Source organism: Bacillota bacterium (assembly GCA_040754675.1).
Classification (GTDB): domain Bacteria; phylum Bacillota; class Limnochordia; order Limnochordales; family Geochordaceae; genus Geochorda.
This window is the reverse complement of record JBFMCJ010000148.1, coordinates 1-8,703: the sequence shown is the minus strand read 5'-3', so window position 1 is coordinate 8,703 and position 8,703 is coordinate 1. Positions and strand designations below refer to the sequence as shown.

Genomic DNA, 8,703 nt, shown 5'->3' with positions numbered 1-8,703 from the left:
GGCGGCCCGGGCCGGCGGCGCCAGCGACCTGTACATCATGTTGCGCCACATCCTGCCCCACGTCATCTCACCGGTGGTCGTGCGGGGGACGCTCGGTATGGGCTTCACCGTGCTCCAGGCGGCAGGCCTCTCGTTCATCGGGCTGGGTGCAGCACCTCCTGCCGCAGAGTGGGGAGCGATGATCAACGAGGGGCGCAACCTGCTGGTCAACGGCGTCTGGTGGGTCTCGACCTTCCCCGGCATCGCCATCATGCTGGCCGTGCTGGGCTGCAACCTTCTTGGGGACGGCGTGCGGGACGTCCTGGACCCCAGGGGCACCACCCGTGCGGAACTCTGACGCCGAGGCTCAAAAGAGCGCCGTCACGCGGCGCCAACGAAAAGAAAGGGGTGCGCTGTCGTGCGATTGCAGATCAGCCGAAACGAACTGATGCTCCGGCAGAGCCGCCTTGCCTCCGCGTTGCGGGACCATGGCTACGGGGGAATGTGCCTGTTTGGCCCGGCGCACATCTTTTACCTGACCGGCTTTGCCTTCATTCCCACCGAGCGCCCCATCGGGCTCATCCTGGCGCCGCCGGGGAGCGGGGGCGCCAGCTCGCAGGGCGGCCCGGCCACCCTGCTGCTGGTGCCCCGGCTCGAGCAGGAGCACGCGGCCATGATGGCCGCGGCCGGCCGCGTCGAGTCGTACCCGGAGTACCCCGGCCAGCGCCATCCAATGGAGCATTTCGCCGATCGGGTCCGGGAGATGGGGCTGGGTTCGGCGCGCCTCGCCGTCGACTCCGACGGCTTCGGCGGCGGGTACGGCTACGCCGGCCCGAAGCTGAGCGAACTCTTGCCCGAGGCGCAAGTCACGGCCGCCCGCGAGCTCGTCGAACGCCCGATGCGGGTCAAGTCCGGCGAAGAAGTCGAACTGATCCGGGAAAGCGCCCGGTGGGCGAACCTCGCCCACTCGTTGCTGCAGGAGTACACTCGCCCGGGCCTGACGGAGACGGAGGTCAGCCTCCGGGCGTCCGCCGAGGCGACGGCGGCCATGATCCGGGCGCTGGGGCCCTCCTACCGGTCGCTGTCCGCGTGGTTCACCGGGGCGCACGCCGGTTACAGAGGGCAGGTGGGCCCCCACTCCGCCATCCCGCACGCCGTCACCACTAACGCCCGGTTCAGGCCGGGGGACGTGCTGGTCAGCGGCGCGTCGGCGGCCGTCGGCGGGTATATCAGCGAACTCGAGCGCACGATGGTGATCGCCCCCGTATCCGAGGAGGCGCGGCGTTTCTTCCAGCACATGCTGGCTCTTCAGGAGACGGCCTTTGAGGCGATCCGGCCCGGCAGGCGGTGTTCGGACGTCGACGCGGCCGTGCGGGCGTACTTTGAAAAGCATGACCTGATGCGGTACTGGCGCCACCACACCGGGCACGGCCTGGGAATCGGCATCCACGAGGCGCCCTTCTTCGATGTCGGCGATCAGGCGGTCATCGAGCCCGGGATGGTGTTCAGCGTGGAACCCGGCATCTATGTGCCGGGCCTCGGCGGCTTCCGCCATTCGGACACGATCCTGGTGACCGGGGACGGCATCGAAATCCTGACGTACTACCCAAGGGATCTGGCAAGCCTGACCATCGGGTGAGAGCCGGCCATCCCGGGTCGGCCAGACCTCGCCGGGCAAGCAGGAAGCGCCCCGGCCCCGCGAAGGCGTTGACTGCAGATGGCGCCCGGGCCAATGCACCCGGGCCGCCTTGCACAGACCCCCTCGCCCCCGCTGGTAGAGGGCGCGGTGCTGCGGCTCCTGGGCCCGGCACCCGTTGAGGTGGACGGGCGCAACCTGGCCGACGTGCTCGGTGAGCTCTATCCGCTCATAACCCGCTTCGCCGTGGAAGAGGCCATGCGGGAGGCTCTTGAACGGCGGCTTCGCCGCTATGTACCGCTGCGGGAGGCGAGCCACGGGGCGATCTGCTCGAGGGGTAGTTGCCGTTGGGCGACCAGGAGCATGAAGGGGACCGCGTCCTCAGGAGTAGCCCGTAAGGTATAGCCATTTCGAGCCAGGAAGCGCACGGTCACAAGCCAGGCCGTGCGTTTGTTACCGTCGACGAAGGCATGGTCTTGAGCCAGGGACTCGATCAGCGCGGCTGCCCGCAGCCATACCGTAGGATAAGCTTCACAGCCACCGTAGGACGCCCGGGGGCGACCCGCCGCGGACTCAACCAGGGCCCGCGACAGCACCCCGGAGAGCCCACCGGTACGGGCAATGATACGGTCATGGATCCGGATGATTTCGTCCGCCGTGAGGTACCTCAAAGCTTCGCCAGTTCGTCCAGGATGGCCCGGTGTTCCTCGATGGCCTGGTCGATCTCGTTATCAGTGATCTCCCCCAGCCACTGAACCGGCCGGGCATCAGGGGGAAGCTCATCCCCGGAGGAGGGGGGGAGGATACGGAGGTCCATGGGGTAGCCGTTGGGCTTTAGCTGCTCGATCAGTTCGTGGGCGGCGCGCCTTGCCTCGGGGTGACCGCACTCCGGGGTGAGCCACCAGAGCGACAAGATCCCGCCGCCCTCCCGGGCATAAACCTGGCCGGAAACGAACACCGACTGGCCTTTGACTACCAATTCATGGAGGATATGGGTAGCAATGGCCGTCACGCTGCTTCACCGCTGCCTATCCTATCATGACTGCCCAGGTACTACGAGTGGGCTGGCCCGGACGCTCGCTGGCTTCGGCGCAGCCTCAGGCGGGTACGTATCGGGTGTTACGACCCCGCCCTTCCACGCGCAGTATCCCGCGTCTGACCATCTCTTGGAGTTGCTTGTGAATCGCAAAGGCAGTCAGTTTATGATTTCCTCTTCCGTACCTTGCCGGATCACCGCCCTACCACCCCGTCGTATCAGGGGCGCTCTCGAGTCGTATCAGGGGCGCTCTCGATGGGTCTCCCGGAGAACTCGGGAAAAGGCACGTCGAGGCGCTCCCCCACGTCGTAAAGCGCGGCCGCCACGTCAGAAGACAGGGGAATCCCCGTCCGGCGGCGTTCCGCCTCGCACCGGGCTTCGGGCTCACCCGGCAGGAGGACCTCGGTATGCCCGCTAGCCGGGGCGCACCGCTTCAGGTCCGCAATCATCTCGTCCATGCGCCGCAAAAACTCCGCCACAGGCATGAACGTCGCGATGTTCAGCGCCAGGAAGAAGTGCCCCACGTCCTGCGCTTGCTCGAAGTTGCGGTACAGATCGCCGATCCTGCGGCCGAACGCCGCGCCGGTCAGCACGCCCGCGAGGATGTCCACCAGGATGGCAAGCCCCGAACCCTTCGGCCCGCCGAAGGGCAGCACAACCCCGGCCAGGGCTCGCCGGGCATCCGTGGTGGGTGCCCCGTCCGGGTCAAGGGCCCAGCCCTCCGGGATGGGCTCGCCCCGCTGTGCGGCGAGGATGATCTTTCCCCTGGCCACGACGCTGGTGGCCATGTCGAGCACGATGGGTGGGTGCTGTCCTGCCGGGACGGCCACCGCCAGCGGGTTGGTTCCCAGAAGCGCTTGCCGGCCACCCCACGGCGCCAGGGTGGGCGGGGCATTGGTCATCGTCATGCCGATGCAGCCTCTGTCGAGGGCCTGCAGCGCGTAGAACGCAGCCATCCCGTAGTGGTTGCTGCGGCGTACGGCCGCAACCCCCACCCCCGCCTCGCCCGCCATGGAAAGCGCCTGCTCCATGGCCCTGGTTCCCACCAGGGCGCCCATCCCGTTGTCGCCGTCCACGAGACAGACGGACGCGCTCACGCGCTCGGCTCGCACCTGCGGGTGGGGGTTGACCAGGCCCTTCTCCAGCCGTTTCACGTAAATCGGGATCCGGGTCACGCCATGGGAATCCACGCCCCTCAGGTCGGCCATGACGAGGCAGCGGCTCACCAGGGAGGCGCCTTCCGGCGCCAGGCCGGACCTGACGAAAAGCGCCGTTGCAAACCGTTCGAGCTGGGCGTATTCGACGTAGATGGGCTGATTGAATCGCACTGCGGCTCCTCTTTCCTTTCTTCCTCCACCGCTGGTCGTCTGTGCGCTTGCTCCATCGCCCTTCGCCTAAACTACCGGGTGCCGTGGCTCCCGGCCCTCGAGCACCGCCAGCACTTCCTCCACCACGGCCATCCCCATTCGCAGCATGGACTCCGCCGTTGCCGCCCCCACGTGGGGTGTGGCGACGAACTGGGGAAGCGTCAACAGCGGGTGATCCGCGGGGGGCGGCTCCTGCTCGAACACGTCGCTCGCTGCACCAGCCAGGCGGCCCGACCTCAGGGCTTCGTACAGGGCCTGCTCGTCGACGATCCCGCCCCGTGCGAGGTTGAGCACGAACGCCGAGGGACGCATCAGGGCAAGCTCCCGCCGCCCGATGAGCCCCCTTGTTCTCGGCGTCAGGGGGAGGTGCAGCGTGAGCACGTCCACAACAGGCAGCAACTCATCCAGGAACGAGACCCGCCGCACTCCGATCCTCTCCCACTCCGGGGCGGCCAGGTACGGGTCGTAGCCCCACACTTCCATGGAGAAAGCGGCGCGGAACAGTTCCGCCACCCGGCGGCCGATCTGCCCCAGCCCCACGACACCCAGCCGCTTTCCGTACAGTTCGGTTCCCCACAGCCCATCGCGGTCGAGCTTCCCGCCTGCCCGGAGGGTTCGGTCGGCCAGCGCGATGCGCCGGGCCAGGGCCAGCGCCAGGCCGGCCGTTAATTCCGCCACCCCCTGTGCATTGGCCCCAGGCGTGTGCACGACCCGAACGCCGAGCCGTCGAGCTGCCCCCAGGTCGATGTTGTCCACCCCGACCCCGTGCTTCCCCACGACCTTGAGCTGCCGGGCCGCCTGCAACTCCGCCTCGCTCACGCAGCGGATGCGGACAATCACCCCGTGCGCCATCTCGGCCCATGCGCCCGCCCTCGGATCATCCCACCCGATGACGTCGCAGCGCTGGGCAAGGCGGGACATGGCCTCGGGGTGGATCGGGTCGAGGACCGCCACGATCACAGCGGGGCCGGCTCCTTCAGCATGCCGGTGGCACGCAGCACCTCTTCGAGCCCCAGCAGTTCGACGGTGGTCTTACCCGCCCGAAGTTCGGCGCGCATCCGCTCCTCCTTGGCCTCCCGCTGCCGCGCGGCCTCGAGCACCGAGACCAGTTGCGCCTTCGGCACCACCACCACGCCGTCGTCGTCTCCCAGCACGAGGTCGCCCGGCGAGACCAGCACGCCGCCGCAGAGGATCGGCACGTTGATGTCGCCGGGGAGCTGCTTCGTGGTGCCCTTCATGCACGTTCCCCTGGCGAACACCGGGAAGCCCATGCTCCGGATCGACTCCGCGTCCCGCACGGATCCGTCGATGACGAGCCCCGCGATGCACCGGGCCATGGCCGCGGTCGTGAGGACGTCGCCCCAGGGCCCGGCATCCGCGTGGTTGCCCGTATCGACCACCAGCACGTCACCGGGCCGGGCAAACGTCACGGCGTAGTGGATGGGCAGGTTGTCTCCCGGATGGCAGCTCACGGTCAGCGCCGGGCCGCACACCTTCATTCCGGAATACAGGGGCTTGATGGCCGGGGACATTGCCCCACCCTTTCCCATTGCCTCGTGCACCGTGGGTGTCGACAGCCCTTTGAAAGCCTCTATGACGGCCGGATCCGGCCTTTCGAAGGTGGGCCAAACAGCCATGGCTGCAAGGACCTCCATCAATTCGATTGCTGCGATGTCACTGGCTTTAGTGCTGCCGCGCATCCGAGCGGTGCCGGACTACCCTTGCCGCACCGGCGCCGCCCGGGTCACGGGCAGGAGCCGGCCCAGGGCCTCATCCAGGTCCGGGCCTTGAGGGTCGGACCACAGCGGCCCCGACCGGACGGTGCGATCGAAAAAGCGCCGCGTGGCTTCGGTCAGAATGGGCTCAAAGCCGTCCTGCCGAAGCATCCGTTCGACGATCTCCACCTCCTCCAGGCGCCTGGGAGCATGCCGCAGGTGGCTTGTGACAAGCGTCGCAATGGTGGCGCCGATCGGCCGGCTGTCCAGGTCGCCGAGCGCCTCCAGCACCTGGGTGCGCAGGCCGGCCCGCTCCGCTGCGGTCAAACACTCGATGCACAGCGCCTCGAGCCCCTTCATGAAGACGCTGCGCAGCAGCTTGATGGCCGAAGCGTCGCCGGGCCGCCCGCCGGGCATCACCCGTACCCTGAAGCCGTACGCAAGCAGCCACCTGGACACCCGCTCGGCATCATGCCCGGCGAGCAGGATCGGCACCCGGAAGCTGTCCGCCTGAAACGACCCGAGCACCGCGCCATCCACAAAAGCCCCGCCGGCCGCCTCGACCAGCGCGGCGGCTTCGCGCTTGGCGCCGGGTGGAGCGGTGTTGAGGTCAACGTAAACCGTTCCGGGTCGGATGAACGGTTTCGCTGCCTGCGCTACCGCCAGGGCCTGGGTGCCCGGCACGGCGGAGAAGACCAGGCCCGCCTCACCGAGCCAGGGCCCCGGGCTGTCATGGAGTCCAACGGCGAGTTCCTGCGCTCTGGCGCGCAGGAACCGGGCCCTGGCGCCGTCCCGCACGGCCGGATCGAAGGCCACGATCCGGGGCGCTGGTTGCGCTGGCGCCAGGCGCAGGCCGGCTGCCACCGACGACCCTGCCTCGCCAAATCCCAGGAGCGCGACGGCCTCGGGTACTCTCTCCTCGCCTTCGTTGCCCACCTTCTGCCACCACTCCCCTGCTGCCCGTCCCTCACGCAAGCGGCCCAAAGCTTGCCACGCTTGAGGCCCCCTCCTCAGGAGGGGGGCTTTCGCGCTCAAAATCCGCTGGCCACCGTCTCCTGCCCCCGGGCGCTGCCGCTGGCACGCGGCCGGCGGATCACGGGAATCACCAGGCTGAGCACCGTCAGCACCGCGAGGACGGCCGAGATGGGCCGCGTGAAGATCTCGAGAGGCGATGCGGCGATGAGCAGCGCCCGGCGCAGTTCGTACTCGGCCATCGGGCCCAGGATCACGGCCAGCACAGCCGGCGCAACCGGAATGCGCAGCTTCTGCATGACGTACCCGAGCAGGCCAAAGGCGAGCATGGCGTAGACGTCCCACATGGAGTTGTTGAGGCTGTACGTGCCGATGGCGCTGAGCGCCACGATGAGCGGCGCGATGAGCGTCGAGGGCACCCGCAGCAGCTGAGCGAAGAACCGGGCGCCGTAGAAGCCCATGAGCATGAAGAGGACGTTGGTCAAAAGCATCCCGATCATGAGGCCGTACACCGAAATGACGTCCTTTTGAAACAGGCTCGGCCCCGGGTGCAGGCCGTGAACCAGCAGGCCCCCTATCATGACGGCCGTCACCGCATTGCCCGGAACTCCCAGCGTCAACATCGGGATCATCGCGCTGGCCGTCTCCGCGTTGTTGGCGGTCTCCGACGCCGCCACACCTTCCGGAATGCCGGTGCCGAAGCGTTCAGGGTGCCGTGAAGAGCGCTTGGCCTCGTTGTAGCCGAGGAACGACGCGACGTTCCCGCCTGCCCCGGGGACGATGCCGATCCAGATGCCGATCAGCGACGAACGCAGCCACACGGGCCACAGGTTCCGCCAGTTGTAAAACAGGGGCCTCCCCTTCCCGGTCACGGGGCTGAGCTGGTAGGCAAGCCCCCGGGCCCACTCTTCGAGAATCGTGAGCACCTGAGGAATGGAGTAAAGCCCGATGAGGATCACGATCTCCGGGAAGCCGTCCATCAAGTTGACGTTGCCGAACGAAAAGCGAACGGCCCCGCTGATCTTGTCCGTGCCCACGGTGGCGACAAGCAGCCCGATCCCGGCGCTGATGAGGCCCTTGATGGTCGACGACTCGAGGAAGCTGGCCACGCTGCTCAACCCGAACACGGCCACCCAGAAGTACTCCGCGGGCCCGAACTGCAGCGCAAAGCGAGCCAGCGCAGGGGCCACCACGATCAGCGCGACAGCGCTCACAATCCCACCCATCGCCGAAGAGACCGCGGCCACCTGCAGCGCGTACGTGCCCTCCCCTTTGCGGGCCATCACGTGGCCGTCAAACACCGTGGCCACTGAGGCGGGCGTCCCCGGCACCCCGACCAGCACGGCCGCAACGGAGCCCCCGTAGATCGCCCCGTTGTACATGCCCGCCATAGCGAGAAGCCCGGTCAGCGGGTCAAGGGTAAAGGTGAACGGAATCAAAAGCCCCACGCCCATGGTGGCCGTCAGCCCCGGCAGGGCGCCGAATACGATCCCCGCCAGGGTACCGAGGATCATGGCGGCCACGTTTTGCCACTCAAAGACGTGGGGGATGGCCGTCACGAGCCCGTCCCACACAGAGAGGCATCCCCTTCCCCGCTGTAGTCGCTCAGAACCCTGCGATCCCGGGCGGAGCCGGGACCCGGAACAGCCCGACGAATATCACGTAAAGCGCCGCGGTAAACCCCGCTGCGGCAACCAGCAGCTGAAGCGGCTTCGACCGGGCGAACGCGTAGCTGAAGCCAAGCACGAACAAAAACGTCGTCGCGAAAAACCCCACGCGGTCGAGGAGCGCGGCGTACGCGACGATGGCCGCGGCAGTGGGCAGGACGACCTTCCATGCGACGGGCAGGGCCTGTTCGGCACCAGCGCCGCCGGAGCCGCCCTCCTTGCGCCTCCCGGGCGTCCCGGCGCGCTCCCCGAGCCTTCGGGCCGGCACCATTCGGGCCAGACTGCTCGCGAGCAGCACGACGGACAGCGCTGCGATGAAGAAGGCCACAAG

The 8,703-nt window shown here is 68.0% G+C and carries 11 protein-coding genes; 3 read left to right on the top strand and 8 right to left on the bottom strand.

What is annotated here, in order from left to right; genetic code table 11:
- From AB1609_10125 to AB1609_10115, 3 genes are all read left to right on the top strand, one after another.
- On the top strand, positions 1 to 337 hold a 337-nt coding region (locus AB1609_10125; protein ID MEW6046822.1), incomplete at its 5' end, for an ABC transporter permease.
- Positions 338 to 397: 60 nt separating this feature from the next.
- Positions 398 to 1,618 carry a Xaa-Pro peptidase family protein gene (locus AB1609_10120; protein ID MEW6046821.1) on the top strand — a complete coding sequence of 407 codons (1,221 nt, stop codon included), beginning with the start codon at positions 398 to 400 and terminating at the stop codon, positions 1,616 to 1,618.
- 78 nt (positions 1,619 to 1,696) lie between these two features.
- Entirely contained in the window at positions 1,697 to 2,020 is a 324-nt protein-coding gene (locus AB1609_10115) for a hypothetical protein (protein ID MEW6046820.1), read from the top strand.
- Here AB1609_10115 and AB1609_10110 read toward each other — a convergent pair.
- From AB1609_10110 to AB1609_10075, 8 genes are all read right to left on the bottom strand, one after another.
- On the bottom strand, positions 1,906 to 2,286 hold the full coding sequence (locus tag AB1609_10110; protein ID MEW6046819.1) for a type II toxin-antitoxin system death-on-curing family toxin: 381 nt from the start codon (positions 2,284 to 2,286) through the stop codon (positions 1,906 to 1,908). The two genes, AB1609_10115 and AB1609_10110, sit on opposite strands and share 115 nt — an antisense overlap.
- On the bottom strand, positions 2,283 to 2,627 hold the full coding sequence (locus AB1609_10105; GenBank protein ID MEW6046818.1) for a hypothetical protein: 345 nt from the start codon (positions 2,625 to 2,627) through the stop codon (positions 2,283 to 2,285). The genes AB1609_10110 and AB1609_10105 overlap by 4 nt, the downstream gene beginning before the upstream one ends.
- A 242-nt stretch (positions 2,628 to 2,869) precedes the next feature.
- Positions 2,870 to 3,979 carry an Ldh family oxidoreductase gene (locus tag AB1609_10100; GenBank protein MEW6046817.1) on the bottom strand — a complete coding sequence of 370 codons (1,110 nt, stop codon included), beginning with the start codon at positions 3,977 to 3,979 and terminating at the stop codon, positions 2,870 to 2,872.
- A gap of 66 nt (positions 3,980 to 4,045) precedes the next feature.
- The gene (locus AB1609_10095; protein MEW6046816.1) at positions 4,046 to 4,978 is read right to left on the bottom strand and encodes a hydroxyacid dehydrogenase; all 933 of its coding nucleotides are present in this window, start codon (positions 4,976 to 4,978) and stop codon (positions 4,046 to 4,048) included.
- Positions 4,975 to 5,655, bottom strand: a complete 681-nt coding sequence (locus tag AB1609_10090; protein MEW6046815.1) for a 4-carboxy-4-hydroxy-2-oxoadipate aldolase/oxaloacetate decarboxylase — start codon at positions 5,653 to 5,655, stop codon at positions 4,975 to 4,977. Before AB1609_10090 ends, AB1609_10095 begins: the two co-directional genes overlap by 4 nt.
- A 78-nt stretch (positions 5,656 to 5,733) precedes the next feature.
- The gene (locus tag AB1609_10085) at positions 5,734 to 6,669 is read right to left on the bottom strand and encodes a DUF1932 domain-containing protein (protein MEW6046814.1); all 936 of its coding nucleotides are present in this window, start codon (positions 6,667 to 6,669) and stop codon (positions 5,734 to 5,736) included.
- A 95-nt stretch (positions 6,670 to 6,764) separates the two neighbouring features.
- A complete protein-coding gene (locus AB1609_10080) occupies positions 6,765 to 8,279 on the bottom strand; it encodes a tripartite tricarboxylate transporter permease (GenBank protein ID MEW6046813.1) in 1,515 nt (504 codons plus the stop codon).
- A 31-nt stretch (positions 8,280 to 8,310) separates the two neighbouring features.
- Positions 8,311 to 8,703 (bottom strand): tripartite tricarboxylate transporter TctB family protein (locus AB1609_10075; protein ID MEW6046812.1); only part of this gene is annotated, 393 nt, incomplete at its 5' end.

Excerpts from the sequence above, each read along its gene's own strand:
- AB1609_10115 (MEW6046820.1), top strand. The coding sequence starts at position 1,697 with ATGGCGCCCGGGCCAATGCACCCGGGCCGCCTTGCACAGACCCCCTCG.
- AB1609_10090 (MEW6046815.1), bottom strand. The coding sequence starts at position 5,655 with ATGGCTGTTTGGCCCACCTTCGAAAGGCCGGATCCGGCCGTCATAGAG.